The organism is Streptomyces sp. NRRL F-2580 (assembly GCF_000720115.1).
Taxonomy (GTDB): domain Bacteria; phylum Actinomycetota; class Actinomycetes; order Streptomycetales; family Streptomycetaceae; genus Streptomyces.
In genome coordinates, this window is the sequence record NZ_JOIR01000001.1 from 93,546 (window position 1) to 119,682 (window position 26,137).

General features: G+C 71.0%; 24 protein-coding genes. 19 read left to right on the forward strand and 5 right to left on the reverse strand.

Going from position 1 to position 26,137, the window contains the following annotated elements:
- Positions 1-67 precede the first annotated feature (67 nt).
- A complete protein-coding gene (locus IF88_RS0100480) occupies positions 68-2,263 on the reverse strand; it encodes an elongation factor G-like protein EF-G2 (RefSeq protein WP_030706259.1) in 2,196 nt (731 codons plus the stop codon).
- A 355-nt stretch (positions 2,264-2,618) separates the two neighbouring features.
- Between IF88_RS0100480 and pgsA the strand changes: the two genes are divergently transcribed.
- Genes pgsA through IF88_RS0100495 form a run of 3 tightly spaced genes read left to right on the forward strand, consistent with a single transcriptional unit; the run spans position 2,619 to position 5,361 of the window.
- Positions 2,619-3,284: a phosphatidylinositol phosphate synthase gene (gene pgsA, locus IF88_RS0100485; protein ID WP_030706261.1), complete on the forward strand. Its 666-nt coding sequence runs from the start codon at positions 2,619-2,621 to the stop codon at positions 3,282-3,284.
- The gene (locus IF88_RS0100490) at positions 3,284-4,186 is read left to right on the forward strand and encodes a phosphatidylinositol mannoside acyltransferase (RefSeq protein ID WP_030706262.1); all 903 of its coding nucleotides are present in this window, start codon (positions 3,284-3,286) and stop codon (positions 4,184-4,186) included. Before pgsA ends, IF88_RS0100490 begins: the two co-directional genes overlap by 1 nt.
- Positions 4,186-5,361 carry a glycosyltransferase family 4 protein gene (locus IF88_RS0100495; RefSeq protein WP_030706263.1) on the forward strand — a complete coding sequence of 392 codons (1,176 nt, stop codon included), beginning with the start codon at positions 4,186-4,188 and terminating at the stop codon, positions 5,359-5,361. Before IF88_RS0100490 ends, IF88_RS0100495 begins: the two co-directional genes overlap by 1 nt.
- A gap of 4 nt (positions 5,362-5,365) precedes the next feature.
- Here the strand turns inward: IF88_RS0100495 and IF88_RS0100500 are convergent, their stop codons facing one another.
- Entirely contained in the window at positions 5,366-5,956 is a 591-nt protein-coding gene (locus IF88_RS0100500) for a hypothetical protein (RefSeq protein ID WP_158754241.1), read from the reverse strand.
- A gap of 107 nt (positions 5,957-6,063) precedes the next feature.
- Here IF88_RS0100500 and IF88_RS0100505 point away from each other — a divergent pair, with 107 nt between their 5' ends.
- The 12 genes from IF88_RS0100505 to IF88_RS0100560 all read left to right on the forward strand — a co-directional run bounded on the left by IF88_RS0100505 (position 6,064) and on the right by IF88_RS0100560 (position 18,443).
- Positions 6,064-6,606 (forward strand): membrane protein, encoded by a 543-nt coding sequence (locus tag IF88_RS0100505; protein ID WP_030706265.1) that lies wholly within the window; start codon positions 6,064-6,066, stop codon positions 6,604-6,606.
- Positions 6,607-6,732: 126 nt separating this feature from the next.
- Positions 6,733-7,650, forward strand: a complete 918-nt coding sequence (gene pdxS / locus IF88_RS0100510; RefSeq protein ID WP_030706266.1) for a pyridoxal 5'-phosphate synthase lyase subunit PdxS — start codon at positions 6,733-6,735, stop codon at positions 7,648-7,650.
- Between the two features lie 8 nt (positions 7,651-7,658).
- Positions 7,659-8,249, forward strand: a complete 591-nt coding sequence (pdxT, locus tag IF88_RS0100515; protein WP_030706268.1) for a pyridoxal 5'-phosphate synthase glutaminase subunit PdxT — start codon at positions 7,659-7,661, stop codon at positions 8,247-8,249.
- A gap of 57 nt (positions 8,250-8,306) precedes the next feature.
- A complete protein-coding gene (locus IF88_RS0100520) occupies positions 8,307-9,059 on the forward strand; it encodes a YebC/PmpR family DNA-binding transcriptional regulator (RefSeq protein WP_008740481.1) in 753 nt (250 codons plus the stop codon).
- Between the two features lie 118 nt (positions 9,060-9,177).
- Positions 9,178-9,714, forward strand: a complete 537-nt coding sequence (ruvC, locus tag IF88_RS0100525; protein WP_030706270.1) for a crossover junction endodeoxyribonuclease RuvC — start codon at positions 9,178-9,180, stop codon at positions 9,712-9,714.
- The gene (gene ruvA / locus IF88_RS0100530; protein WP_030706272.1) at positions 9,711-10,343 is read left to right on the forward strand and encodes a Holliday junction branch migration protein RuvA; all 633 of its coding nucleotides are present in this window, start codon (positions 9,711-9,713) and stop codon (positions 10,341-10,343) included. Before ruvC ends, ruvA begins: the two co-directional genes overlap by 4 nt.
- Before the next feature lie 150 nt (positions 10,344-10,493).
- The gene (gene ruvB / locus IF88_RS0100535) at positions 10,494-11,567 is read left to right on the forward strand and encodes a Holliday junction branch migration DNA helicase RuvB (RefSeq protein WP_030706273.1); all 1,074 of its coding nucleotides are present in this window, start codon (positions 10,494-10,496) and stop codon (positions 11,565-11,567) included.
- A gap of 166 nt (positions 11,568-11,733) precedes the next feature.
- Entirely contained in the window at positions 11,734-12,210 is a 477-nt protein-coding gene (gene yajC / locus IF88_RS0100540) for a preprotein translocase subunit YajC (protein WP_030706275.1), read from the forward strand.
- A 154-nt stretch (positions 12,211-12,364) separates the two neighbouring features.
- A complete protein-coding gene (secD, locus tag IF88_RS0100545; RefSeq protein ID WP_030706277.1) occupies positions 12,365-14,164 on the forward strand; it encodes a protein translocase subunit SecD in 1,800 nt (599 codons plus the stop codon).
- A 3-nt stretch (positions 14,165-14,167) separates the two neighbouring features.
- Positions 14,168-15,223: a protein translocase subunit SecF gene (gene secF, locus IF88_RS0100550; protein WP_030706279.1), complete on the forward strand. Its 1,056-nt coding sequence runs from the start codon at positions 14,168-14,170 to the stop codon at positions 15,221-15,223.
- Entirely contained in the window at positions 15,220-15,774 is a 555-nt protein-coding gene (locus tag IF88_RS0100555) for an adenine phosphoribosyltransferase (RefSeq protein ID WP_037805397.1), read from the forward strand. The genes secF and IF88_RS0100555 overlap by 4 nt, the downstream gene beginning before the upstream one ends.
- A gap of 236 nt (positions 15,775-16,010) precedes the next feature.
- Complete coding sequence (locus tag IF88_RS0100560; protein ID WP_030706284.1) at positions 16,011-18,443, forward strand: RelA/SpoT family protein; 2,433 nt, start codon at positions 16,011-16,013, stop codon at positions 18,441-18,443.
- Between the two features lie 237 nt (positions 18,444-18,680).
- Here IF88_RS0100560 and IF88_RS0100570 read toward each other — a convergent pair whose 3' ends face one another.
- Both IF88_RS0100570 and IF88_RS0100575 read right to left on the reverse strand, forming a co-directional pair.
- A complete protein-coding gene (locus tag IF88_RS0100570; RefSeq protein ID WP_030706286.1) occupies positions 18,681-19,910 on the reverse strand; it encodes a DUF349 domain-containing protein in 1,230 nt (409 codons plus the stop codon).
- A gap of 191 nt (positions 19,911-20,101) precedes the next feature.
- A complete protein-coding gene (locus IF88_RS0100575; protein WP_030706288.1) occupies positions 20,102-20,893 on the reverse strand; it encodes a peptidylprolyl isomerase in 792 nt (263 codons plus the stop codon).
- A gap of 153 nt (positions 20,894-21,046) precedes the next feature.
- Between IF88_RS0100575 and IF88_RS0100580 the strand changes: the two genes are divergently transcribed.
- From IF88_RS0100580 to IF88_RS0100595, 4 genes are all read left to right on the forward strand, one after another.
- A complete protein-coding gene (locus IF88_RS0100580) occupies positions 21,047-21,760 on the forward strand; it encodes an MBL fold metallo-hydrolase (RefSeq protein WP_030706290.1) in 714 nt (237 codons plus the stop codon).
- Positions 21,761-21,770: 10 nt separating this feature from the next.
- The gene (gene hisS, locus IF88_RS0100585) at positions 21,771-23,030 is read left to right on the forward strand and encodes a histidine--tRNA ligase (protein ID WP_030706292.1); all 1,260 of its coding nucleotides are present in this window, start codon (positions 21,771-21,773) and stop codon (positions 23,028-23,030) included.
- A gap of 146 nt (positions 23,031-23,176) precedes the next feature.
- The gene (locus tag IF88_RS0100590) at positions 23,177-23,791 is read left to right on the forward strand and encodes a vitamin K epoxide reductase family protein (protein WP_030706294.1); all 615 of its coding nucleotides are present in this window, start codon (positions 23,177-23,179) and stop codon (positions 23,789-23,791) included.
- Positions 23,792-23,831: 40 nt separating this feature from the next.
- On the forward strand, positions 23,832-25,211 hold the full coding sequence (locus IF88_RS0100595) for a replication-associated recombination protein A (protein WP_030706296.1): 1,380 nt from the start codon (positions 23,832-23,834) through the stop codon (positions 25,209-25,211).
- 73 nt (positions 25,212-25,284) lie between these two features.
- Here IF88_RS0100595 and IF88_RS39880 read toward each other — a convergent pair whose 3' ends face one another.
- A complete protein-coding gene (locus IF88_RS39880) occupies positions 25,285-25,962 on the reverse strand; it encodes a DUF2470 domain-containing protein (protein WP_051836219.1) in 678 nt (225 codons plus the stop codon).
- Between the last annotated feature and the right edge of the window lie 175 nt (positions 25,963-26,137).

A 26,137-nucleotide genomic window follows, 5' to 3' on the forward strand; every position in this document is an offset into this window, starting at 1 on the left:
CATGGGACAGGGAAATGCCGCCCACCGCAAGCTGGTTGGGTGGGCGGCCTTCCCGCTGCTATGTCAACTAGCTTCCCTTCGCAGCCTGTTCGCGCACCTTTTCCGCGATCTGGGGTGGCATGGGCTCGTGGCGGGCGTAGGCCCGGGCGAAGCGGCCCGTGCCGTGTGAGACGGAGCGCAGCTCGACGGCGTAGCGGCCGATCTCGATCTCGGGGATCTCGGCGCGGACCCGGGTGCGCCCCGGGCCGGCCTGGTCGGTGCCGACGACGCGGCCGCGGCGGCCCGCGAGGTCGCTCATGACCGGGCCCACGTACTCGTCGGGGATGAGGACGGCGAGCTCGGCGACCGGTTCGAGCAGGTCGATGCGGGCCTCCGCGGCGGCCTCGCGCAGTGCGAGGGCGCCGGCCGTCTGGAAGGCGGCGTCGGAGGAGTCCACCGAGTGGGCCTTGCCGTCGAGGAGGGTGATGCGGACGTCGACCAGCGGGTAGCCGGCCGCGACGCCGCGGGCGGCCTGGCCGCGTACGCCCTTCTCCACGGACGGGATGAACTGGCGGGGCACGGCGCCGCCGACCACCTTGTCGACGAACTCGATGCCGCTGCCCGGCGGGAGCGGCTCCACCTCGATCTCGCAGATGGCGAACTGGCCGTGGCCGCCGGACTGTTTGACGTGCCGGCCGCGGCCGGCGGCCTTGACGCCGAAGGTCTCGCGCAGGCTCACCTTGTGCGGGACGGGATCGACCTGGACGCCGTAGCGGGTGCGCAGCCGCTCCAGGGCGACGTCCTGGTGGGCCTCGCCGAGGCACCACAGGACGACCTGGTGGGTGTGCGGGTTCTGCTCCAGCCGCATGGTGGGGTCCTCGGCGACGAGCCGGGCCAGGCCCTGGGAGAGCTTGTCCTCGTCGGCCTTGCTGTGGGCCTCGATGGCGAGGGGGAGCAGCGGGTCGGGCATGGTCCAGGGCTCCATGAGGAGCGGGTCGTCCTTGGCGGAGAGGGTGTCGCCGGTCTCCGCGCGGGTGAGCTTGGCCACGCAGGCCAGGTCGCCGGCGATGCACCGGGTGAGGGCGCGCTGCTGTTTGCCGAAGGGGGCGGTGAGGGTGCCGATCCGCTCATCGACGTCGTGGTCCTCGTGGCCGCGGTCGGCGAGACCGTGTCCGCTGACGTGGACGGTCTCCTCGGGTTTCAGGGTGCCGGAGAAGACGCGGACGAGGGAGACGCGGCCGACGTAGGGGTCGGAGGAGGTCTTGACGACCTCGGCGACGAGGGGGCCGGCGGGATCGCAGGTGACCTCGGGGCGGGCGGAGCCGTCGGGCCGGGTGACGGTGACGGCGGCGCGTTCCAGCGGGGTGGGGAAGCCGCCGGTGACCAGTTCGAGGAGTTCCACCGTGCCGAGCCCCTGGCGGGCGCCGTCGCCGGCGGGCGCGGCCATCAGGACGGGGTGGAAGGTGCCGCGGGCGACGGCCCGCTCCAGGTCGTCCACGAGGGTCTTGACGTCGATGTCCTCGCCGCCGAGGTAGCGGTCCATGAGGCTCTCGTCCTCGCTCTCCGCGATGATCCCCTCGATGAGGCGGGAGCGGGCGTCGGCGATCAGCGCGAGCTCGGCGGGGTCCGGGTCGCGCTCCACGCGCTCGCCGGAGGAGTAGTCGTAGACGCGCTGGGAGAGCAGGCCGAGGAGGCCGGTGACGGGGGCGTGGCCGTCGGGGCCGGCGGGGCCGTGCAGGGGCAGGTAGAGGGGGACGACCGCGTCGGGGTCCTCGGCGCCGAAGATCTCGCCGCAGACGGTGGTCATCTGCGTGTAGTCGGAGCGGGCGGCCTCCAGGTGGGTCACGACGATGGCGCGGGGCATGCCGACGGCCTCGCACTCGTCCCAGACCATGCGGGTGGCCCCGTCGATGCCGTCCGAGGCCGAGACGACGAAGAGGGCCGCGTCCGCGGCGCGCAGACCGGCCCTGAGTTCCCCGACGAAGTCGGCGTATCCGGGGGTGTCCAAAATATTGATCTTGATCCCGCCCCATTCGACGGGGACGAGGGAGAGCTGCACGGAGCGTTGCCGGCGGTGCTCGATCTCGTCGTAGTCGGAGACGGTGGCGCCGTCCTCGACGCGGCCGGCCCGGTTGACCGCTCCGGCGGTCAGGGCGAGGGCTTCTACCAGCGTGGTCTTGCCCGATCCACTGTGGCCGACCAGCACGACGTTCCGGATGGAGGAGGGGCGGTCGGCCGTCAGTGCCCTGCCGGCGGCTCCGGCTTGGTGTGATGTGGCTCCCATGATGCTCGTACCTCCCGGTGGTGACGGTGAGGAGGGTGGGTTCCTTGATCGGTTTCCCGATGGGTTTCGTGATCGGTTTGGCGACCGTTTCGCGATCCGTTTCGCGCTCGGTTCCTTGCGCGCTTCCTCGGATGAGGAACACGGGGTTCTTCGAGCTTTGCACTGGTGTCACACCGCGTCCATACGTCGTACCGGGCGCGTGCGCGGGGCGCGTCGGCGTGGGTCCGTGACGTGAAGTACGTCTTACACGGCACGAACCGGTGGGTGCGCGGCGTTCGGGCGGCGGCGTGCTGGCTACGATGGGCCAGCCGGTGGCCGTGGTGGCCGTGCGGCCCAGCGACCCTCCGGGAAGGCCATGCTGAACAAGTACGCGCGTGCATTCTTCACGCGTGTTCTCACGCCATTCGCCGCTTTTCTGCTCCGGCGGGGGGTGAGCCCGGACGCGGTCACCCTGATCGGCACGGCCGGAGTGGTGGCGGGAGCGCTGTTCTTCTTCCCCCGGGGCGAGTTCTTCTGGGGCACGATCACCATCACCCTCTTCGTCTTCTCCGACCTGGTGGACGGGAACATGGCCCGCCAGGCCGGGATCTCCAGCCGTTGGGGAGCCTTCCTCGACTCCACTCTCGACCGGGTGGCGGACGCGGCGATCTTCGGCGGTCTCGCGCTCTGGTACGCGGGATCCGGGAACGACAACGTGCTCTGCGCGGTGGCGATCTTCTGCCTGGCCAGTGGCCAGGTGGTGTCGTACACCAAGGCGCGCGGCGAGTCGATCGGGCTGCCGGTGGCCGTCAACGGGCTCGTCGAACGGGCCGAGCGCCTGGTGATCTCGCTGGTCGCGGCCGGTCTGTCGGGCCTGCAGACCTTCGGGGTGCCGTCCTGGATCGGGGTGCTGCTGCCGATCGCGCTGTGGATCGTGGCCGTGGGCTCGCTCGTCACGCTGATCCAGCGGGTGGTCACCGTACGCCGCGAGTCGGCCGAGGCCGACGCCGAGGCTGCCGCCGCCGACGGCGGCGCCGCCTGATGGGCAGCGCACAGGACAAGCTGGTCAGCGGGCTGTACGGGCTCGGCTGGGCCGGGGTCAAGAAGCTGCCCGAACCTGCCGCGGTGGCCCTCGGCCGGCGGATCGCGGACTTCGCGTGGAAGCGGCGCGGCAAGAGCGTGCTGCGGCTGGAGTCGAACCTGGCCCGGGTGGTGCCCGACGCCGGTCCGGAGCGGCTGCGCGAGCTGTCCCGGGCGGGCATGCGCTCGTACATGCGGTACTGGATGGAGTCCTTCCGGCTGCCGACCATGGACCCGGAGCGGTTCGGCACGGACGTCGAGTTCCAGGACGAGCACATCCTGCGCGACGCCCTCGCCTCCGGGCGCGGGGTTGTTGTCGCGCTGCCGCACCTCGCCAACTGGGACCTCGCCGGGGCCTGGGCCATCGGCCACATCGGGGTGCCGTTCACGACGGTCGCCGAGCGGCTCAAGCCCGAGAGCCTCTACGACCGCTTCGTGGCCTACCGGGAGAGCCTGGGCATGGAGGTCCTGCCGCACAGCGGCGCCGCCTCCTTCGGCACGCTCGCCCGCCGGCTGCGCTCCGGCGGCCTGGTCTGCCTGGTCGCGGACCGGGACCTGTCGCACTCCGGGGTCGAGGTGGACTTCTTCGGCTCCACGGCGCGGATGCCGGCCGGGCCGGCGCTGCTGGCCCAGCAGACCGGTGCGGTCCTGCTCCCGGCCACCCTGCACTACGGCGACACGCCGAAGATGTACGGCCGGATCCACCCCGAGGTGGAAGTGCCGAAGACGGGCACGCGGATCGAGAAGACCGCCGTCATGATGCAGGCGGTGGCGGACGCCTTCGCCTGGGGGATCGCCGAGCACCCGGAGGACTGGCACATGCTGCAGCGACTGTGGCTGGACGACCTGGAGGAGCGCGCGTAGTGAAGATCGGCATCGTGTGCCCGTACTCGTGGGACGTGCCGGGTGGCGTCCAGTTCCACATCCGGGATCTGGCCGAGCACCTGATCCGGCTCGGCCACGAGGTGTCGGTCCTGGCCCCGGCGGACGACGAGACCCCGCTGCCGCCCTACGTGGTCTCGGCCGGGCGGGCGGTGCCGGTGCCCTACAACGGCTCCGTGGCCCGCCTGAACTTCGGGTTCCTCTCCGCCGCACGGGTCCGGCGCTGGCTGCACGACGGCACCTTCGACGTGATCCACATCCACGAGCCGGCCTCGCCCTCGCTGGGGCTGCTGTCCTGCTGGGCGGCGCAGGGCCCGATCGTGGCCACGTTCCACACCTCGAACCCGCGCTCGCGCGCCATGATCGCGGCGTACCCGATCCTCCAGCCGGCCCTGGAGAAGATCAGCGCGCGGATCGCGGTGAGCGAGTACGCGCGGCGCACGCTGGTCGAGCACCTCGGCGGCGACGCGGTCGTCATCCCCAACGGCGTCGACGTGGACTTCTTCGCCAAGGCCGACCCGAACCCCAACTGGTCCGGGCAGACCCTGGGCTTCATCGGCCGCATCGACGAACCGCGCAAGGGCCTGCCGGTGCTGATGGCGGCCTTCCCGAAGATCGTGGAGGCCTGTCCGGACGTACGGCTGCTGGTCGCGGGCCGCGGCGACGAGGAGGAGGCGGTGGCCTCGCTGCCCGCGGAGCTCCGTCCGCGGGTCGAATTCCTCGGCATGGTCTCGGACGAGGACAAGGCACGGCTGCTGCGCAGCGTCGACGTGTACGTCGCCCCGAACACGGGCGGCGAGAGCTTCGGCATCATCCTGGTCGAGGCCCTGTCGGCGGGCGCCGCGGTCCTGGCCTCGGACCTGGACGCCTTCGCGCAGGTCCTGGACCAGGGCGGGGCCGGCGACCTCTTCGCCAACGAGAACGCCGACGCCCTGGCGACGGCTGCGATCGCCCTCCTGCGCGACCCGGCCCGCCGCGCGCGGCTCAGCGCCAGCGGCTCGGCGCACGTCCGCCGCTTCGACTGGTCCACGGTCGGAGCGGACATCCTGGCGGTCTACGAAACGGTCACCGACGGCGCGGCGGCGGTGGCCGAGGACGACCGCGGCACCGGCCTCCGCACCCGCCTGGGCTTCTCGAAGGACACCTCTCCCTCCTGAGGGTTCACCACCCGGCGCTGACGGTCCGGTCCGGCCGGCCGCCGGCGGCGACGGTCACCTCGTGGACCGCGCCGCCCGAGGTGGTCATGCGGATCCGGTCGGGGCCCGTCCAGACGGCCTCGCGGAGCTCGTTGTCGGGGTCGTCGCCGTTGAAGTAGCCGACGGCCCAGCGGCGCTCCCGTGGCCAGCCGCCCTCGTGGACGTAGACGTACCACAGCGGGTCGATCATGGCCGAGCCCTCCTCGACGACCAGCCTCCGGTCGTCCCGGCCGGGGGCAGCGAGGCTCCGTGTCTGCTCCTGCCCGCCGTCCAGCAAGGCCAGCAGGGTGGCGAGGCACATGACCGGGGCGCCGAGTCCGAGCACCGGCACGCCGACGGCGACGCGCGTCATCGGCTTGCGCAGACCCAGCAGGACCGCCCCGCACAGGGCGGCCAGCGTCAGCCAGCCGAGTACGACGACGTGGCCGCGCACCTGGCTCATCACGACGAGGCCGCCGTGCGAACCGCCCCAGCGGTAGGCGGCCAGGGCGGTCGCCACGAGGGCAGCCGCCAGCCCGAGCAGTGCGCATGCCAGTGGTCTGCGGGAAGCAGCCATCGTCGTCCCCCCCTGGTAGGTAGCGATCACGAACCCTACGTGCCCACCGGCGGCCCGGCGAGGGGCGATGGGGGCCGGGTCCTCACGGAGCGGTAGGGTCGCGCAGCGTGATCGAAACCCTTGTCTGGATCGCCCTGGCTCTCGGAGTCATCGGGGTCTACCTCAGCTGGACCGCCGGCCGGCTGGACCGGCTGCACTCGCGGATGGACGCCTCGCGGGCCGCGCTCGACGCGCAGCTCGTACGGCGGGCCTCCGTGGTGCTGGAGGTGGCCACCTCCGGGGTGCTCGACCCCGCCTCCTCGCTGGTGCTGTACGAGGCCGCGCACGCCGCCCGGCAGGCCGAGGAGGAGCACCGGGAGGTGGCCGAGAGCGAGCTCAGCCAGGCGCTGCGCGCGGTCTTCGCCGACGCCGACCAGGTCGAGGTGCTCAAGGCGGCGCCCGGCGGGGTGCAGGCCACCGAGGAGCTGGCCGCGGCCGTCCGCCGGGTGCCCATGGCCCGCCGCTTCCACAACGACGCCGTACGGGCCGCCCGCGCGCTGCGCCGCCATCGCAAGGTCCGCTGGTTCAGACTGGCCGGGCACGCCCCGTTCCCGCTGGCCTTCGAGATGGACGACGAGCCCCCGGTGGATCTTGCCGATCGGCCCACCTAGGGCCGCGAGGGACAAATGAAGGAGCCACAGGCTCCACATTGGCCCTTGTAGTGGACTGACCCGTGAGGTTTCCTCGGGCAGGTAGTACCCGTCTTCCTTTCGAGTTCCCTTCGAGTGAGGTCAACCGTGAGCACGCTTCCCACCTCCCCCCAGTCCGCCGAGTCGGCGATCGGCACCTCGCGCGTCAAGCGCGGCATGGCCGAGCAGCTGAAGGGCGGCGTGATCATGGACGTGGTCAACGCCGAGCAGGCGAAGATCGCCGAGGACGCGGGCGCCGTCGCCGTCATGGCCCTCGAGCGGGTCCCGGCCGACATCCGCAAGGACGGCGGGGTAGCCCGCATGTCCGACCCCAACATGATCGAAGAGATCATCGAGGCCGTCTCCATCCCGGTCATGGCCAAGTCGCGCATCGGCCACTTCGTCGAGGCCCAGGTCCTGCAGTCCCTCGGCGTCGACTACATCGACGAGTCCGAGGTCCTGACCCCGGCCGACGAGGTCAACCACTCCGACAAGTGGGCGTTCACCACCCCCTTCGTCTGCGGTGCCACCAACCTGGGCGAGGCCCTGCGCCGCATCGCCGAGGGCGCGGCCATGATCCGCTCGAAGGGCGAGGCCGGCACCGGCAACGTCGTCGAGGCCGTCCGCCACCTGCGCCAGATCAAGAACGAGATCGCCCGCCTGCGCGGCTACGACAACAACGAGCTGTTCGCCGCCGCCAAGGAGCTGCGCGCCCCGTACGAGCTCGTCAAGGAGGTCGCCGAGCTCGGCAAGCTCCCGGTCGTGCTGTTCTCCGCCGGTGGCGTCGCCACCCCCGCCGACGCCGCGCTGATGCGCCAGCTCGGGGCCGAGGGCGTCTTCGTCGGCTCCGGCATCTTCAAGTCGGGCGACCCGGCCAAGCGTGCCGCCGCCATCGTGAAGGCCACCACCTTCTACGACGACCCGAAGATCATCGCGGACGCCTCCCGCAACCTGGGCGAGGCCATGGTCGGCATCAACTGCGACACCCTGCCCGAGGCCGAGCGCTACGCCAACCGCGGCTGGTAGTCACTGTCATGACCACCCCCGTGATTGGTGTCCTGGCCCTCCAGGGCGACGTACGGGAACACCTGATCGCCCTGGCCGCGGCGGACGCCGTGGCCAGGCCGGTCCGGCGTCCCGAGGAGCTCTCCGAGATCGACGCCCTGGTGATCCCCGGCGGCGAGTCCACGACCATGTCGAAGCTGGCCGTGCTCTTCGGCATGCTGGAGCCGCTGCGCCGGCGCGTGGCCGCCGGCATGCCCGTGTACGGCACCTGCGCCGGCATGATCATGCTTGCCGACAAGCTCCTGGACGGCCGTGAGGACCAGGAGACCCTGGGCGGCATCGACATGATCGTCCGCCGCAACGCCTTCGGCCGCCAGAACGAGTCCTTCGAGGCGAAGATCGACTTCGCGGGCATCGAGGACGGCCCGGTGGAGGGCGTCTTCATCCGCGCCCCCTGGGTCGAGTCCGTCGGCGGCGCCGCCGAGGTGCTCGCCACCTACGACGGCCACACGGTCGCCGTGCGCCAGGGCAACGTCCTCGCGACCTCGTTCCACCCCGAGCTGACCGGAGACGACCGAGTTCACGCGTACTTCGTCGACATGGTGCGCGCGGGGCTGTAACGGCGTCCCGGTAGGATCTGAGGCGAACATTGTTGGTGACGCGAAGGAGACAGGCAGATGTCCGGCCACTCTAAATGGGCTACGACGAAGCACAAGAAGGCCGTGGTTGACGCCAAGCGCGGCAAGCTCTTCGCGAAGCTGATCAAGAACATCGAGGTCGCGGCCCGTATGGGCGGTGCCGACATCGACGGCAACCCGACCCTCTTCGACGCCATCCAGAAGGCCAAGAAGAGCTCGGTCCCGAACAAGAACATCGACTCCGCGGTCAAGCGCGGCGGTGGTCTTGAGGCCGGCGGCGCCGACTACGAGACGATCATGTACGAGGGCTACGGCCCGAACGGCGTCGCGGTGCTCATCGAGTGCCTCACCGACAACCGCAACCGCGCCGCCTCCGACGTCCGCGTCGCCATGACCCGCAACGGCGGCTCGATGGCCGACCCGGGCTCGGTCTCGTACCTGTTCAACCGCAAGGGTGTCGTGCTCCTGCCCAAGGGTGAGCTCTCCGAGGACGACGTCCTGGAGACGGTGCTCGAGGCCGGCGCCGAAGAGGTCAACGACCTTGGCGAGAGCTTCGAGATCATCAGCGAGGCCACTGACATGGTCGCGGTCCGCACCGCGCTCCAGGAGGCGGGCATCGACTACGACTCGGCCGACTCCAACTTCCTGCCGACCATGCAGGTCGAGCTGGACGAAGAGGGCGCGCGCAAGATCTTCAAGCTGATCGACGCGCTGGAGGACAGCGACGACGTGCAGAACGTCTTCGCCAACTTCGACGTCTCGGACGAGGTCATGGAGAAGGTCGACGCCTGACCGGCAGACCGTGCAGCAGCGGGCCGACGGGGACACACCCCTGTCGGCCCGCTGCTTTGTCAGTGGTGCCCGATAACCTGCACCGACACGGACGGATGAGCGAACGAGGGGGGCGAAGGTGCGCGTACTGGGCGTGGACCCGGGGCTGACGCGATGTGGTGTCGGCGTCGTCGAAGGTGTCGCCGGCCGCCCCCTGACGATGCTCGGCGTGGGGGTCGTACGCACCCCCGCTGACGCGGAGTTGGGCCACCGGCTCGTCGCCGTCGAACAGGGCATCGAGGAATGGCTCGACACGCACCGGCCCGAAGTCGTCGCCGTGGAGCGGGTGTTCAGCCAGCACAACGTCAGCACCGTGATGGGCACCGCCCAGGCCAGCGCCGTCGCGATGCTGTGCGCCGCCCGCCGCGGGATACCCGTCGCCCTGCACACCCCGAGCGAGGTCAAGGCCGCCGTCACCGGCAGCGGCCGGGCCGACAAGGCCCAGGTCGGCGCGATGGTCACCCGGTTGCTGCGGCTGGCCGAACCGCCCAAGCCGGCGGACGCCGCCGACGCCCTCGCCCTCGCCATCTGCCACATCTGGCGGGCCCCCGCCCAGAACCGTCTCCAGCAGGCGGTCGCCCTGCACGCCTCTGGCTCGAAAGGCCGTACCCGATGATCGCCTTCGTCAGCGGCCCCGTCGCCGCGCTCGCCCCCACCCTTGCCGTGATCGAGGTCGGGGGAGTGGGCATGGCCGTGCAGTGCACGCCCACCACCATCGCCGGCCTGCGGGTGGGGGAGCAGGCCCGGCTGGCCACCTCCCTGGTCGTACGGGAGGACTCGCTCACCCTGTACGGCTTCGCCGACGACGACGAGCGACAGGTCTTCGAGCTCCTCCAGGGCGCGAGCGGGGTCGGGCCGAGGCTGGCGCAGGCGATGCTCGGCGTGCACAGCCCCGACGCGCTGCGGCTGGCCGTCTCCACGGGGGACGAGAAAGCGCTGGTGGCGGTGCCCGGCATCGGCAAGAAGGGCGCGCAGAAGCTGCTGCTGGAGCTGAAGGGCAAGCTGGGCGCACCGCTGGGCGCGAGCGGGCTGGTGGGGGCGCAGCGGGCCGTGGCCAGTGGGCCCGCCCCGTGGACGGAACAGTTGTCCGCCGCGCTGATCGGGCTGGGCTACGCGTCGCGCGAGGCGGAGGAGGCCGTCACGGCCGTGACGCCGCAGGCCGAAGCCGCGATCGCCGCCGGCGGCTCGGCCCCGGTCCCGCAGCTCCTGCGCGCCGCCCTGCAGTCCCTGAACCGAGCCCGCTAGCCGCGGCCCGCCGCCGGATGTGGGCGGGGGATTGCCCGCAGGGCAATGTCAGCCCCGCCGGCGTTTGAGGCGCGGGTCCGGGCAGCGCCCGGGAAACGCACCCGCAGGGGCCCGACCACCCGCACGTGAACGATAAGGCAGAGTGACACCGTGAACTGGGACGACGAGACCAACGCAGACGAGAGCGAGCGACTCGTCGCGGCCTCGGCGGACGGCGAGGACACCGCCGTCGAGGCGGCGCTGCGGCCCAAGGACCTCGGGGAGTTCGTCGGCCAGGAGAAGGTCCGCCAGCAGCTGGACCTGGTCCTGAAGGCGGCCAGGCAGCGCGGGGCCACCGCCGACCACGTCCTGCTCTCCGGCGCGCCCGGCCTCGGCAAGACCACGCTGTCGATGATCATCGCGGCCGAGATGGGCGCGCCCATCCGGATCACCTCCGGCCCCGCCATCCAGCACGCCGGCGACCTCGCCGCCATCCTGTCCTCCCTCCAGGAGGGCGAGGTCCTCTTCCTCGACGAGATCCACCGCATGTCCCGGCCCGCCGAGGAGATGCTCTACATGGCCATGGAGGACTTCCGCGTCGACGTGATCGTCGGCAAGGGTCCCGGGGCCACCGCGATCCCGCTGGAGCTGCCGCCCTTCACCCTGGTCGGGGCCACCACCCGGGCCGGCCTGCTGCCCCCGCCGCTGCGGGACCGCTTCGGCTTCACGGGCCACATGGAGTTCTACGCCCCCGAGGAGCTGGAGCGCGTCATCCACCGCTCCGCCCGCCTCCTCGACGTGGAGATCGACACCGACGGCGCCGCCGAGATCGCCGGGCGCTCCCGCGGCACCCCGCGCATCGCCAACCGGCTGCTGCGCCGCGTCCGCGACTACGCCCAGGTCCGGGCGGACGGCGTGATCAACCGCGAGGTGGCCGGTACCGCCCTCCAGGTGTACGAGGTGGACGCGCGCGGGCTCGACCGGCTGGACCGCGCCGTCCTGGAGGCACTGCTCAAACTGTTCGGCGGCGGCCCCGTCGGGCTGTCCACCCTCGCCGTGGCCGTGGGCGAGGAGCGGGAGACCGTGGAAGAGGTCGCGGAGCCCTTCCTGGTCCGCGAGGGCCTGCTCGCGCGCACCCCACGGGGACGGGTCGCGACGCCCGCCGCATGGGCTCACCTGGGGCTCGTCCCGCCGCAGCACGGTGGGAGTGGATCAAGCGGACAACAGGGCTTGTTCGGGGCCTGACGGCGCGGAGGTTCGCCCCCTCAGGAACTGCGGTGCCATGCTGGGCGTTGTTCCATCGGTGCGGACTCGCCTAGACTCCGCCGATGCCGACCCTTCGGGTCGGTATGCCCACCCCCCGTAGAAAAGGCCGCCGTCCGCGTGCGGTCGTGCGAAGGATCTCCGTCCCGTGAATCTCGTGACACTCCTCCCGTTCATCGTGCTCATCGGGGCGATGTTCCTGATGACCCGCTCCGCGAAGAAGAAGCAGCAGGCAGCCGCGCAGATGCGCGACCACATGACGCCCGGCACCGGGGTCCGCACCATCGGCGGCATGTACGCCACGGTGAAGGAGATCGGTGACGACACCGTCACCCTCGAGGTGGCTCCCGGCGTCCACGCGATCTTCGCCAAGAACGCCATCGGCGCCGTGCTCGAGGACGCGGAGTACAACCGCATCGTCCACGGCATCAGCGATGACGTGACGACCGACACGCCGGTCGTCCCGGACGACGCCTCCTCCCTCACCGAGGAGCCGAAGACGGACCTCACCAAGGACAAGGGCGAGGACGAGGCTCCCAAGCTCGACCTGGGCAAGAAGGACGGGGCCGAGGGCGACGAAGAGCCCAAGGACGGCAAGACCGACGGCGAGGCCGGCGCGAAGTAGCGCGCGGCCGGGGGACCGTGGAGGCGCCGGACCGGCGGCCGACGCGGTCCCCGTCAGTGACACTTCTGCGGGGGGCAGGGGTCCCCACCACACATTTCGTGGCCGTCCGCGCGCTGACCCGGCGCGGGGCGGTTGGACAGGGAGAAACGACAAGGTGGCAGCACCGAAGAAGGGCCGGCGGCCCACGGGGGCTCAGGGGAGGCCGGGGCGTGCCCTGGCGATCATCCTGATCGCGATGGTGGCGCTCACCGCGGGGATGTTCATCTCCAAGCAGACGACTCCCCGGCTGGGCATCGACCTCGCCGGCGGCACGAGCATCACGCTCAAGGCCAAGAGCGAGCCCGGCAAAGAGAACGCCATCAACGAGACCAACATGAACACGGCGGTCGGCATCATCGACCGCCGCGTCAACGGTCTCGGCGTGTCCGAGGCGGAGGTCCAGACCCAGGGCCGCGACCACATCATCGTGAACATCCCCAAGGGGACGAACGAGCAGCAGGCGCGCGAGCAGGTCGGCACCACCGCCCAGCTCTACTTCCGCCCGGTCATCGCGTTCGCGGACGGCACCCCCGCCGCGCCCGAGGGCACCCAGAGCCCGAACCCGAACCCCTCCGCGAGCGGCTCCGGTGCCCCCAAGCCCGAGGACGGCAAGAAGGCCAGCCCCTCCGCCACCCCGTCGTCCAGCGCCACTTCCCAGGGCCGTGCGCTCAGCGAGGCCCTCAAGGCCCCGGCCGCCACCGCCACTCCCTCGCCCTCGGCGAGCGAGTCGAAGAAGGCAGACGACACCAAGGCTCCGTCCCCGTCCCCGTCCGCGTCCGCTCCCGCGACGGGTGACGACGCGGCCGCCGCCGACCTGCAGGCCAAGTTCGCCGCGCTCGACTGCACGGACGAGAAGCAGCGCGCCGCCATCAAGGGCGCCAAGCCCACCGCCCCGACGCTCGCCTGCGGTCAGCGCGGCGGAGCCTGGGGCAAGTGGGTCCTGGGCCCGGCCGCGGTCGAGGGCAAGGACGTGAAGAGCGCCAAGGGCGTCATCGACCCGCAGTCGGGTCAGTGGATCGTCACGATGGACTTCAACGACCGCGGTTCGGACGCCTTCGCGAAGGTCACCGGCGAGCTGGCGGCCAAGCAGATGCCGCAGAACCAGTTCGCCATCGTGCTCGACGGCGACGTGGTCTCCGACCCGTCCGTCAGCCAGGCGATCATGGGCGGCAACGCCCAGATCTCGGGTGGCTTCACCCAGCAGTCCGCGCAGGACCTGGGCAACATGCTCTCGTACGGCGCCCTGCCGCTCTCCTTCAGCGAGGACAGCGTCACCACCGTCACCGCCGCGCTCGGCGGCGAGCAGCTGCGGGCCGGCCTGATCGCCGGTGCCATCGGTCTGCTGCTCGTGGTGATCTACCTGGTGGTGTACTACCGGGGCCTGGCGTTCGTCGCCATCCTGAGCCTCCTGGTCTCCGCGATCCTGACCTACACGATCATGGCGCTGCTCGGGAAGGGCATCGGCTTCGCGCTGAACCTGCCCGCCGTCTGCGGCGCGATCGTGGCGATCGGTATCACGGCGGACTCGTTCATCGTGTACTTCGAGCGCATCCGCGACGAGATCCGCGACGGCCGCACCCTGCGTCCGGCCGTCGAGCGGGCCTGGCCGCGCGCCCGGCGCACGATCCTGGTCTCCGACTTCGTGTCGTTCCTCGCCGCCGCGGTGCTGTTCATCGTGACCGTCGGCAAGGTGCAGGGCTTCGCCTTCACCCTGGGTCTGACCACCCTGCTCGACGTGGTCGTGGTGTTCCTCTTCACCAAGCCCGTCATGACGCTGCTGGCGCGCACGAAGTTCTTCGCCAGCGGTCACCCGTGGTCCGGGCTGGACCCGAAGCGGCTGGGTGCCAAGCCCCCGCTGCGCCGGTCCCGCCGTACCGGTTCCGCCCCCGCCCCCGTCGAAGCAAAGGAGGCGTGAGAGATGTCGAAGCTGGGAGATCTCGGCGCCAAGCTGTACCGCGGTGAGGTCGGCTACGACTTCGTCGGCAAGCGTTTTCTCTGGTACGGCGTTTCCATCCTGATCACCATCACGGCGATCGTCGCCCTGGCGGTCCAGGGTCTCAACATGGGCATCGAGTTCAAGGGCGGTGCCGTCTTCACCACCCCGAAGACGACCGTCTCCGTCGCCAAGGCGACGGAAGCCGCGGAGAAGGCCTCGGGCCACGACGCGATCGTCCAGGAGCTCGGCACCGGCGGCCTGCGCATCCAGATCTCCGGTCTGGACACCGACGCCGCGACCGACGTCAAGAAGGTCCTCGCCACCGACCTCAAGGTCACCGAGGCCGACATCAACGCCGACCTGGTCGGCCCCAGCTGGGGCGAGCAGATCGCGAACAAGGCCTGGACCGGCCTCGGCGTCTTCATGGTCCTCGTGGTGATCTACCTCGCCATCGCCTTCGAGTGGCGGATGGCGGTCGCCGCGCTGATCGCCCTGATCCACGACCTCACCATCACCGTCGGCGTGTACGCGCTCGTCGGCTTCGAGGTCACGCCCGGTACGGTCATCGGTCTGCTGACGATCCTCGGTTACTCCCTCTACGACACCGTCGTCGTCTTCGACGGTCTCAAGGAGGGCTCGAAGGACATCACCAAGCAGACCCGCTGGACGTACAGCGAGGTCGCCAACCGCAGCATCAACGGCACCCTGGTCCGCTCGATCAACACCACGGTCGTCGCGCTCCTCCCGGTCGCCGCGCTGCTGTTCATCGGCGGCGGCTTCCTGGGCGCCGGCATGCTGAACGACATCTCCCTGTCGCTCTTCGTCGGCCTCGCGGCCGGCGCGTACTCCTCGATCTTCATCGCGACCCCCCTGGTCGTGGACCTCAAGGAGCGCGAGCCGGGGATGAAGGCCCTGAAGAAGCGGGTGCTCGCGAAGCGGGCGGCCGCGGCGGCCAAGGGCGAGTCCCCGGACGACGGCTACGCGTCCGAGGACGAGCCGCAGGTCGTGGCGCAGGGCCGGCCGGGGCGGCGGCGTTGACCGCGCCGCTGTCCGAGGACGTACGGGACCTGCTGCTCGCACGGATCAAGGACGTCCCGGACTACCCGAAGGCGGGCGTGATGTTCAAGGACATCACCCCGCTGCTGGCCGACCCGAAGGCGTTCGCGGCCCTGACGGACACGCTGGTGGAGCTGGCCGGACGGTACGGGGCGACGAAGATCGTCGGACTGGAGGCGCGGGGGTTCATCCTGGCGGCTCCGGTGGCCGTGCAGGCCGGCATCGGCTTCGTGCCGGTGCGCAAGGCCGGGAAGCTGCCGGGTGCGACGCTCGCGCAGTCGTACGAGCTGGAGTACGGCACCGCGGAGATCGAGGTCCACGCCGAGGACCTGGCGGCGGGTGACCGGGTGATGGTCATCGACGACGTGCTGGCCACCGGTGGTACCGCCGAAGCCTCGCTCTCGCTGATCCGGCGGGCCGGGGCCGAGGTCGCGGGCGTGGCGGTCCTCATGGAACTGTCGTTCCTGCCGGGGCGGGCCAAGCTGAGCCCGGCGCTGGGCGGGGCTCCGCTGGACGCGCTGATCGTGGTCTGACCTCTGCTGTGCCGAAGCGGCGGGCATCCGGTTCCACCGGGTGCCCGCCGCTTCCGTGTGCGGCGCCGCTGCGGGGGCTCGGGGCGGAGCCCCGGAAGCGCGGCCGCCCGAGCGTTCGAGGCGCGGGCTCGGGGAACGGGGTGGCGCAACCCTCGCTACCATGGGTTGTCCGGACCGGACACGGGCACCGGATCCTCCCCCACACTTCGTCCGGGGGGACTCCCAGAGGAGCGCTCTTGCCAGACGAGGTCCAGCCAATCTCCGCCGCGCAGCCCGACCCGAAGGCCGAGCCGGCCACGGCGGTTCCCGCTACGCCCCCGCCGGCTCCGCCGGCGCCGCCGGTCAAGCCCGCGCCGGCGAAGTCGGCCGGCTCCTCGAACCGGGTGCGCGCCCGTCTCGCCCGGCTCGGCGTGCAGCGCTCGAACCCGTACAACCCGGTGCTGGAGCCCCTGCTCCGCATAGTCCGCAGCAACGACCCGAAGATCGAGACGTCGACGCTGCGCCAGCTCGAACAGGCCTACCAGGTCGCCGAGCGCTGGCACCGCGGCCAGAAGCGCAAGAGCGGCGACCCGTACATCACCCACCCGCTCGCGGTGACGACCATCCTCGCCGAGCTCGGCATGGACCCGGCCACCCTGATGGCCGGTCTGCTGCACGACACCGTCGAGGACACCGAGTACGGCCTGGAGGACCTGCGCCGCGACTTCGGCGACGCCGTGGCCCTCCTCGTCGACGGCGTCACCAAGCTGGACCGGGTGAAGTTCGGCGAGGCCGCCCAGGCCGAGACGGTCCGCAAGATGGTCGTGGCGATGGCCAAGGACCCGCGCGTCCTCGTCATCAAGCTCGCCGACCGGCTGCACAACATGCGCACCATGCGCTACCTCAAGCGGGAGAAGCAGGAGAAGAAGGCCCGCGAGACGATCGAGATCTACGCCCCGCTGGCGCACCGGCTGGGCATGAACACGATCAAGTGGGAGCTGGAGGACCTCTCCTTCGCGATCCTCTACCCGAAGATGTACGACGAGATCGTCCGCCTGGTCGCCGAGCGGGCGCCCAAGCGCGACGAGTACCTCGCCCTCGTCACCGACGAGGTGATGGTCGACCTCAGGGCCGCCCGGATCAAGGCCACCGTCACGGGCCGGCCGAAGCACTACTACAGCGTCTACCAGAAGATGATCGTCCGCGGCCGTGACTTCGCGGAGATCTACGACCTGGTGGGCATCCGCGTCCTCGTCGACACCGTCCGGGACTGCTACGCGGCCCTCGGCACCGTGCACGCGCGCTGGAACCCGGTCCCCGGCCGGTTCAAGGACTACATCGCGATGCCCAAGTTCAACATGTACCAGTCGCTCCACACGACGGTCATCGGGCCCAGCGGCAAGCCCGTCGAACTGCAGATCCGCACCTTCGACATGCACCGCCGCGCCGAGTACGGCATCGCCGCGCACTGGAAGTACAAGCAGCAGACCGTCGCCGGCACCTCCAAGGTCCGCACCGACGTCCCGCAGGCCGCCAAGGGCAGCGCCGGCCAGGACACGGTCAACGACATGGCCTGGCTGCGCCAGCTGCTGGACTGGCAGAAGGAGACCGAGGACCCGGGCGAGTTCCTCGACTCGCTGCGCTTCGACCTCTCCCGCAACGAGGTGTTCGTCTTCACCCCCAAGGGCGACGTCATCGCGCTGCCCGCCGGTGCCACCCCCGTGGACTTCGCGTACGCCGTCCACACCGAGGTCGGCCACCGGACCATAGGCGCCAGGGTCAACGGCCGCCTGGTGCCGCTGGAGTCCACCCTCGACAACGGCGACCTGGTCGAGGTCTTCACCTCGAAGGCCGAGGGCGCGGGCCCGTCCCGCGACTGGCTGGGCTTCGTCAAGTCCCCCCGGGCCCGCAACAAGATCCGCGGCTGGTTCTCCAAGGAGCGCCGCGACGAGGCCATCGAGCACGGCAAGGACGCCCTCGCGCGGGCCATGCGCAAGCAGAACCTGCCCATCCAGCGCATCCTCACCGGCGACTCGCTCGTCACCCTCGCGCACGAGATGCGCTACCCCGACATCTCCTCCCTGTACGCGGCGATCGGCGAGGGCCACGTGGCCGCGCAGGGCGTCGTACAGAAGCTGGTGGCGGCCCTCGGCGGCGAGGAGGCGGCCAACGAGGACATCGAGGAGTCGATCCCGCCGGCGCGCGCCCGCGGCAAGCGGCGCAGCAACGCCGACCCGGGCGTCGTCGTCAAGGGAGTCGACGACGTGTGGGTCAAGCTGGCCCGCTGCTGCACCCCGGTGCCGGGCGACCCGATCATCGGGTTCGTCACCCGCGGCAGTGGCGTATCGGTTCACCGCGCGGACTGCGTCAACGTCGACTCGCTCTCCCAGCAGCCCGAACGGATGCTGGAGGTCGAGTGGGCGCCCACCCAGTCCTCGGTCTTCCTCGTCGCCATCCAGGTCGAGGCGCTGGACCGGTCCCGGCTGCTGTCGGACGTCACCCGGGTCCTGTCGGACCAGCACGTCAACATCCTCTCGGCGGCCGTCCAGACCTCCCGCGACCGGGTGGCCACCTCCCGGTTCACCTTCGAGATGGGCGACCCCAAGCACCTGGGCCACGTCCTGAAGGCCGTCCGGGGCGTCGAGGGCGTCTACGACGTCTACCGGGTGACCTCCGCGCGCAGGCCGTAGGCGCTCCCCCGAGGGGGCGGACGCTACCGGCTGCCGCGGCCACTGGGCCGCGGCAGCGTGGGCGTGGTGCACGAGGCGGGGGACACCAGGCTGCGGCGGCACGTCGCGCTGAAGCTCCTCACGGAGGCGGCCGCCTTCACCGGCCGCGAGGGCCGGACCCGCGGCCGGTGACCCACGCGCCGGGGCCCGGCGGTGAAAGATCACCACCGGGCCCCGGTACGTCGGTGCGGCGTCGGCTCAGCCGCCGAACTCCTCCAGGCCCTTCAGCGCCTGGTCCAGCAGGGCCTGGCGGCCCTCCAGCTCCCGGGCCAGCTTGTCGGCCTTCGCGTTGTTGCCGGCCGCGCGCGCCGCGTCGATCTGCTCACGCAGCTTGTCGACCGCCGCCTGGAGCTGACCCGTCAGACCGGCCGCACGCGCCCGCGCCTCCGGGTTCGTACGGCGCCACTCGCCCTCCTCGGCCTCCTGGATCGCCCGCTCCACCGCGTGCATCCGGCCCTCTACCTTCGGCCGGGCGTCCCGCGGCACGTGGCCGATGGCCTCCCAGCGCTCGTTGAGGGAGCGGAACGTGGCACGGGCCGACTTCAGGTCCGTGATCGGGACGAGCTTCTCGGCCTCGTCGGCCAGCTCCTCCTTCAGCTTCAGGTTCTCCACCTGCTCGGCGTCGCGCTCCGCGAACACCTCGCTGCGGGCCGCGAAGAACACGTCCTGCGCACCGCGGAAACGGTTCCACAGGTCGTCCTCGGACTCGCGCTGCGCCCGGCCCGCCGCCTTCCAGTCCGCCATCAGCTCGCGGTAGCGGGCGGCCGTCGGACCCCAGTCGGTCGACTTCGACAGCGCCTCGGCCTCCGCGACCAGCTTCTCCTTGACCTTGCGGGCATCCTCGCGCTGCGCGTCCAGCGAGGCGAAGTGCGCCTTGCGGCGCTTGGAGAAGGCGGAGCGGGCGTGCGAGAACCGGTGCCACAGCTCGTCGTCCGACTTGCGGTCCAGGCGCGGCAGCCCCTTCCAGATGTCCACCAGGGCGCGCAGCCGCTCGCCGGCGCTGCGCCACTGGTCGCTCTGCGCCAGCTGCTCGGCTTCGACGACCAGCGCGTCCTTGGCCGCACGGGCCTCGTCCGTCTGCTTCGCCTTCTGGGCCTTGCGCTCCTCGCGTCGCGACTCCACGGTCTCGACCAGCTTGTCCAGCCGCACGCGCAGGGCGTCGAGGTCGCCCACGGCGTGGTGCTCGTCGACCTGCGTGCGCAGGTGGTCGATCGCCGTTTGCGCGTCCTTGGCGGACAGATCAGTGGTCCGCACCCGCTTTTCGAGGAGGCCGATCTCGACCACCAGGCCCTCGTACTTGCGCTCGAAATAGGCCAGGGCCTCCTCAGGGGTGCCCGCCTGCCACGAACCGACGACCTGCTCGCCCTCGGAAGTACGCACGTACACGGTGCCCGTCTCGTCGACTCGGCCCCACGGGTCGCTGCTCACAGCGCCTCCTCCACCTGATGCCTTGCGAGGGGTTCACCCCCTGGGCATCGTCCACAGTTTCCTGGGGCGGGCAGCGCCCGCCCTGCACAACGCCAACATAGGCGACCGCCGGGCCGGCTGTCCGCATCCCGCACGACGGAATATCGACGTACGGGCGGCGGGCCGGCAAGGCCCGGGGCTGCCGCATCCGGTCAGTTCTGGGTGACCGTGCCCTTCTCGATCTTGACCTCGGTCTTCGGCGCGCCGTCCTGGCCGCCGTCGACCGTACCGGCCTTGGCGATGTCCTCCAGGACCTTCAGGCCGGCCGCGTCGATCTTGCCGAACGGGGTGTACGACGGCGCCAGCGGGCTGTCCTTGTAGACCAGGAAGAACTGGCTGCCGCCCGAGCCGGGCTGACCCGTGTTGGCCATCGCGACCGTGCCCGCCGGGTAGATCACCTGACCCTGCTCGTTGGCCTTGCCGAGCGAGTCCAGGTTCTCGTCGGGGATGTTGTAGCCCGGGCCGCCGCGGCCGGTGCCCTCGGGGTCGCCACACTGCAGCACGAAGATCCCGCCGGCCGTCAGCCGGTGGCACTTCGTGTTGTCGAAGTACTTCTTGTCGGCCAGCGACTTGAAGGAGTTCACGGTCTGCGGGGTCTTCGCCGCGTCCATCGTGAAGTTGATGTCGCCCGCGCTCGTCTTCAGGGCGAAGGTGTACTTCGCCTTCTGGTCGATCGCCATCTCCGGCGAGGGGGACTGCTTGGGCTCGGGCGCCGACGGCGAGGCCGACGGGTTCGCCGCCGGGTCCGCGGCCTGGTCCTTCTTGTCCTTGTCGAAGACACCGCCGACGATCAGGCCGACCAGCGTCGCGACCACCACGGCCACCGCCGCGCCGATCACCGCCGTACGCTGGCGTGCCTTCCTGCGGGCCTCGGCGCGGCGCTTCTGCTGGCGCTCGAACTTCTCCCTGGCGAGCTGTCGCCGCCGCTGATCGCTCGTGACCACGGGGTCGTCTCCTTGTGCGTGTCTGGTACTGCTGTCCGGGCTGGGATAGGCCGTACCGTATATGGGTTCGCTGTGTAATGAGCGGCGCCGGTAGGCTCTGAGCAGCAGGATTCCGACCTGCAGCCTCCCGCCGGACGACGATTGAGGACGAACGTGCTGATTGCCGGGTTCCCTGCCGGGGCCTGGGGGACCAACTGTTACGTGGTCGCCCCCGCCGCCGGTGAGGAGTGCGTCATCATCGACCCGGGCCACCAGGCCGCCCGGGGTGTCGAGGAGACGCTGAAGAAGCATCGGCTCAAGCCCGTCGCGGTCGTGCTGACCCATGGCCACATCGATCATGTGGCCTCGGTGGTCCCGGTGTGCGGAGCACACGACGTACCGGCCTGGATCCACCCCGAGGACCGCTACATGATGAGCGACCCGGAGAAGGCCCTCGGCCGCTCCATCGGGATGCCGCTCATGGGCGAGCTGACCGTGGGCGAGCCGGACGACGTACGTGAACTGGCCGACGGCGCCGCGCTGAAATTGGCCGGAATGGACTTCTCCGTGGCGCACGCACCGGGGCATACCAAGGGGTCGGTGACCTTCCGGATGCCCGAGCTGGCCGACATCCCGCCGGTCTTCTTCTCGGGCGACCTGCTCTTCGCCGGCTCCATCGGACGCACCGACCTGCCCGGCGGCTCCCACGCCGAGATCCTCGAATCGCTGGGCCGCGTGTGCCTGCCGCTCGACGACTCGACCGTGGTGCTGTCCGGCCACGGTCCCCAGACCACCATCGGCCGCGAGCGCGCGACCAACCCGTACTTGCGGGAGGTCGCGGCCGGCCTGGCAGCGGACCCGACAGCCGCTCCACGACGAGGAATGTGACGACACTTTCGTGGCTACTTTTCAGGCCCCCAAGGGCACGTACGACCTGATCCCGCCGTTCTCCGCGAAGTACCTCGCGGTGCGCGACGCGATCTCCGCACCGCTGCGCAAGGCCGGGTACGGCTACATCGAGACCCCCGGCTTCGAGGACGTGAACCTCTTCGCGCGCGGTGTCGGCGAGTCCACCGACATCGTGACCAAGGAGATGTTCACCCTCACCACGAAGGGCGGCACCAACCTCGCCCTGCGCCCGGAGGGCACCGCCTCCGTGCTGCGTGCGGCGCTGGAGGCCAGCCTGCACAAGCAGGGCAACCTGCCGGCCAAGCTCTGGTACTCGGGCTCGTACTACCGCTACGAACGCCCGCAGAAGGGCCGCTACCGCCACTTCTCGCAGGTCGGTGCCGAGGCCATCGGTGCCGAGGACCCGGCGCTGGACGCCGAGCTGATCATCCTGGCCGACCAGGCGTACCGCACGCTCGGTCTGTCGAACTTCCGCATCCTGCTCAACTCGCTGGGCGACAAGGAGTGCCGCCCGGTGTACCGGGAGGCGCTGCAGTCCTTCCTGCGCGGGCTGGACCTCGACGAGGAGACCATCCGCCGCGCCGAGATCAACCCGCTGCGTGTCCTCGACGACAAGCGGACCGACGTGCAGAAGCAGCTGGTCGGCGCGCCGATGCTGCGCGACTACCTGTGCGACGCGTGCAAGGCGTACCACGAGGAGGTCCGCGAGCTGATCACGGCCGCCGGAGTGGCCTTCGAGGACGACGAGAAGCTGGTGCGGGGGCTGGACTACTACACGCGGACCACCTTCGAGTTCGTGCACGACGGTCTGGGCGCGCAGTCCGCGGTCGGCGGCGGCGGCCGCTACGACGGCCTGTCCGAGATGATCGGCGGCCCGGCGCTGCCGTCGGTGGGCTGGGCTCTCGGCGTGGACCGTACGGTGCTAGCCCTGGAGGCCGAGGGCATCGAACTGGACATCCCGGCGCCCACGGCGGTCTTCGCGGTGGCCCTGGGTGCGTCAAAGCCGAGGGTGTTCGGGCTGGTGACGGAGCTGCGCAAGGCGGGCATCGCGGCGGACATGTCGTACGGCGGCAAGGGCCTCAAGGGTGCCATGAAGGACGCGAACCGCAGCGGCGCGCGCTTCGCCATCGTCGCCGGGGACCGCGACCTCGCGGAGGGCGTCGTCCAGGTCAAGGACATGGAGTCCGGCGAGCAGGCGCCGGTGGCGACGGCCGAGGTGGTCGAGGTACTGCGGGCGAAGCTCGCCTGAGCCGGCTGCCACATCTTCCCGGCCCGTGGGGCCCGGCGGCGCTGCCGCCGGGCCCCACGGCCTTATGCGGATCGAACGGTGAACCCGCAGCGCGGTACGGCAGAATGGCCCGTGCTTGATCACCTGGCAGATGTGGAGCGGGCGGTATGACGACACGAGGTACGGACGCGGAGACCGCCCGGGGGACCGTCGGCGGCAGCCGGGCGCTGGCCCTGCTGCTGGTGATCACGGGGGCCGCGGGCCTGCTGGCCGCCTGGGTGATCACGATCGACAAGTTCAAGCTGCTGGAGGACCCGAACTTCACGCCGGGCTGCAGTCTGAACCCGGTCGTCTCCTGCGGCAACATCATGAAGAGCGACCAGGCGGCCGTCTTCGGCTTCCCGAACCCCATGCTCGGACTGGTCGCCTACGGCATCGTGATCTGCGTCGGCATGAGCCTGCTGGCCGGAGCCCGGTTCCGCCCCTGGTACTGGCTGACGCTGAACGCGGGCACCCTCTTCGGCGTGGTCTTCTGCGCCTGGCTCACCTACCAGTCGCTCTACAACATCAACTCGCTCTGCCTGTGGTGCTGTCTGGCCTGGGTCGCCACGATCTTCATGTTCTGGTACGTCACCTCGCACAACGTCCGCGAGGGCCTGCTGCCGGCTCCGGGCTGGCTCAAGGGCTTCCTCGACGAGTTCACCTGGGTGCTGCCGGTACTGCACGTCGGGATCATCGGCATGCTGATCCTTACCCGCTGGTGGGACTTCTGGACCTCGTAGTCCCGCCGGCCTTGTCGGTGGGCTCGCTTAGGCTTCCTGTGTGGAACCAGACCTGTTCACCGCCGCTGCCGAAGACCGCCAGGAGAAGGACCCCGCGAGTTCCCCGCTCGCCGTCCGGATGCGCCCGCGCACCCTGGACGAGGTCGTCGGCCAGCAGCACCTGCTGAAGCCCGGGTCGCCGCTGCGGCGGCTGGTCGGGGAAGGGGCCGGCGGCCCGGCCGGTGCCTCGTCGGTGATCCTCTGGGGCCCGCCCGGCATCGGCAAGACCACCCTCGCGTACGTGGTCAGCCAGGCCACGCAGAAGCGTTTCGTGGAGCTGTCCGCCATCACCGCGGGCGTCAAGGAGGTACGGGCGGTCATCGAGGGCGCCCGGCGCGCGGCCGGCGGCTACGGCAAGGAGACCGTCCTCTTCCTCGACGAGATCCACCGCTTCAGCAAGGCCCAGCAGGACTCGCTGCTCCCGGCCGTGGAGAACCGCTGGGTGACGCTGATCGCGGCCACCACCGAGAACCCGTACTTCTCGATCATCTCCCCGCTACTGTCGCGGTCGCTGCTGCTGACGCTGGAACCGCTGACGGACGAGGACCTGAGCGCGCTGATGCGGCGTGCGCTCGCCGAGGAGCGGGGCCTGGGCGGGGCGGTGACCCTGCCGGCGGACGCCGAGGCACACCTGCTGCGGATCGCCGGTGGCGATGCCCGGCGGGCCCTGACGGCGCTGGAGGCGGGGGCCGGATCGGCCATCGCCAAGGGCGAGGCGGAGATCACCCTGGAGACGGTCGAGGAGGCGGTCGACCGCGCCGCCGTCCGCTACGACCGCGACGGCGACCAGCACTACGACGTGGCCAGCGCGCTGATCAAGTCCATCCGGGGCTCGGACGTGGACGCGGCGCTGCACTACCTCGCCCGCATGATCGACGCGGGGGAGGACCCCCGGTTCATCGCGCGCCGCCTGATGATCTCGGCGAGCGAGGACATCGGCCTCGCGGATCCAACGGCCCTGCCGATCGCGGTGGCCGCGGCCCAGGCGGTGGCGATGATCGGCTTCCCGGAGGCCGCGCTGACCCTCTCGCACGCGACGATCGCGCTGGCGCTGGCCCCGAAGTCGAACACCGCCACGACCGCGATCGGCGCGGCGCTGGCCGACGTACGGGCCGGGCTGGCGGGCACGGTCCCGCCGCACCTGCGGGACGGGCACTACAAGGGCGCGGCGAAGCTGGGGCACGCGCAGGGGTACGTGTACCCGCACGACGTCCCGGGCGCCATCGCGGCGCAGCAGTACGCGCCGGACGAGCTGCACGGGAAGCGGTACTACGAGCCGACGCGGTACGGAGCGGAGGCGCGGTACGCGGACGTGGTGGAAAAGGTCCGCGAGCGGCTGCGGGGCGCCGGGCCGTCCTCTTCCGGCCCCGCAGGCGTTTGAGGCGCGGCCGAGTACGGGCTCTCCATCACCCGCCCGAGAAGCTCGCGCTCCGGCGGATGCCGGCCGCCTGCCCTCAGTGGGAGGCCGCCGAGAAGAGCGTGCGCATCGCCCGGCGCAGGCCGCAGACGTCCGCCACCGGCTCCGGGAAGTCGAAGCGGGCGTCGAAGGAGCCGGCGGCGCCGCCGGTGAAGCGGACGCGCAGGCCCAGGCGGTCCAGGGAGAGCGGGACGGCGGTCGTGCCCCGGGCCCCGCGCGGGCCGATCAGGCCGCACAGTTCGCCGATCCGGTCCCCGTGGGCCGCGTGCAGGTGCTGCAGCAGCTCCGTCTCGTGGGCGACCATCGGGTCCGGGTCCGCCGCGGCCAGGTCCTCCGGGTCCACGTGCTCGGCGCCCCACAGGTCGTCCACCGAGATCTCGCCGACCTCCAGCCGCAGCATCATCCACGCCGGGCGGGCCGAGTACGGCAGCTCCGAGGCCTCCGAGAGACCCAGCAGCTCGCCCACCGGGTGGCGCTCCGCGAGCAGCGCGGCGCAGGCCGCGCGGTCGTCACCGCGCACCGGCGTCAGCCACCCGGCCAGCCAGGCGCGACCTCGGATACGATGTGGGACGGACACCGGCGCCACATCCGTGATCTCGATCACGGCGGTGAGGTCGTCGTCCTGGGCGTGAGCGGCTGCTCTGGCAGCCGTGGATTCCCCGGAAACAAGGAGAATCACGTCCCCGTCCGGGGTGACGGTCCGTGCGGCCGGCATCCCTGTCCCGAACTCCTCGTGCTCGTGACTGTCACGAGCACCGATGAGCGTGAGGGATACTGAGGCGTTGGACTCTACGAGGGTTCGTACGCGTTCGGCTCCGGTGAGCTGCCGAACGCCTTCCCTGGGACGCGGCTGACCTTGCTTATCGTCGTCGAAAGCAGATTCCGTTTCG

What these genes read in the sequence shown, in the direction of transcription:
- IF88_RS0100480 (WP_030706259.1), bottom strand. Translation starts at nt 2,263, where the DNA reads ATGGGAGCCACATCACACCAAGCCGGAGCCGCCGGCAGGGCACTGACG.
- pgsA (WP_030706261.1), top strand. Translation starts at nt 2,619, where the DNA reads ATGCTGAACAAGTACGCGCGTGCATTCTTCACGCGTGTTCTCACGCCA.
- IF88_RS0100490 (WP_030706262.1), top strand. Translation starts at nt 3,284, where the DNA reads ATGGGCAGCGCACAGGACAAGCTGGTCAGCGGGCTGTACGGGCTCGGC.
- IF88_RS0100500 (WP_158754241.1), bottom strand. Translation starts at nt 5,956, where the DNA reads ATGGCTGCTTCCCGCAGACCACTGGCATGCGCACTGCTCGGGCTGGCG.
- pdxT (WP_030706268.1), top strand. Translation starts at nt 7,659, where the DNA reads ATGACCACCCCCGTGATTGGTGTCCTGGCCCTCCAGGGCGACGTACGG.
- IF88_RS0100520 (WP_008740481.1), top strand. Translation starts at nt 8,307, where the DNA reads ATGTCCGGCCACTCTAAATGGGCTACGACGAAGCACAAGAAGGCCGTG.
- ruvA (WP_030706272.1), top strand. Translation starts at nt 9,711, where the DNA reads ATGATCGCCTTCGTCAGCGGCCCCGTCGCCGCGCTCGCCCCCACCCTT.
- secF (WP_030706279.1), top strand. Translation starts at nt 14,168, where the DNA reads ATGTCGAAGCTGGGAGATCTCGGCGCCAAGCTGTACCGCGGTGAGGTC.
- IF88_RS0100590 (WP_030706294.1), top strand. Translation starts at nt 23,177, where the DNA reads ATGACGACACGAGGTACGGACGCGGAGACCGCCCGGGGGACCGTCGGC.
- IF88_RS39880 (WP_051836219.1), bottom strand. Translation starts at nt 25,962, where the DNA reads ATGCCGGCCGCACGGACCGTCACCCCGGACGGGGACGTGATTCTCCTT.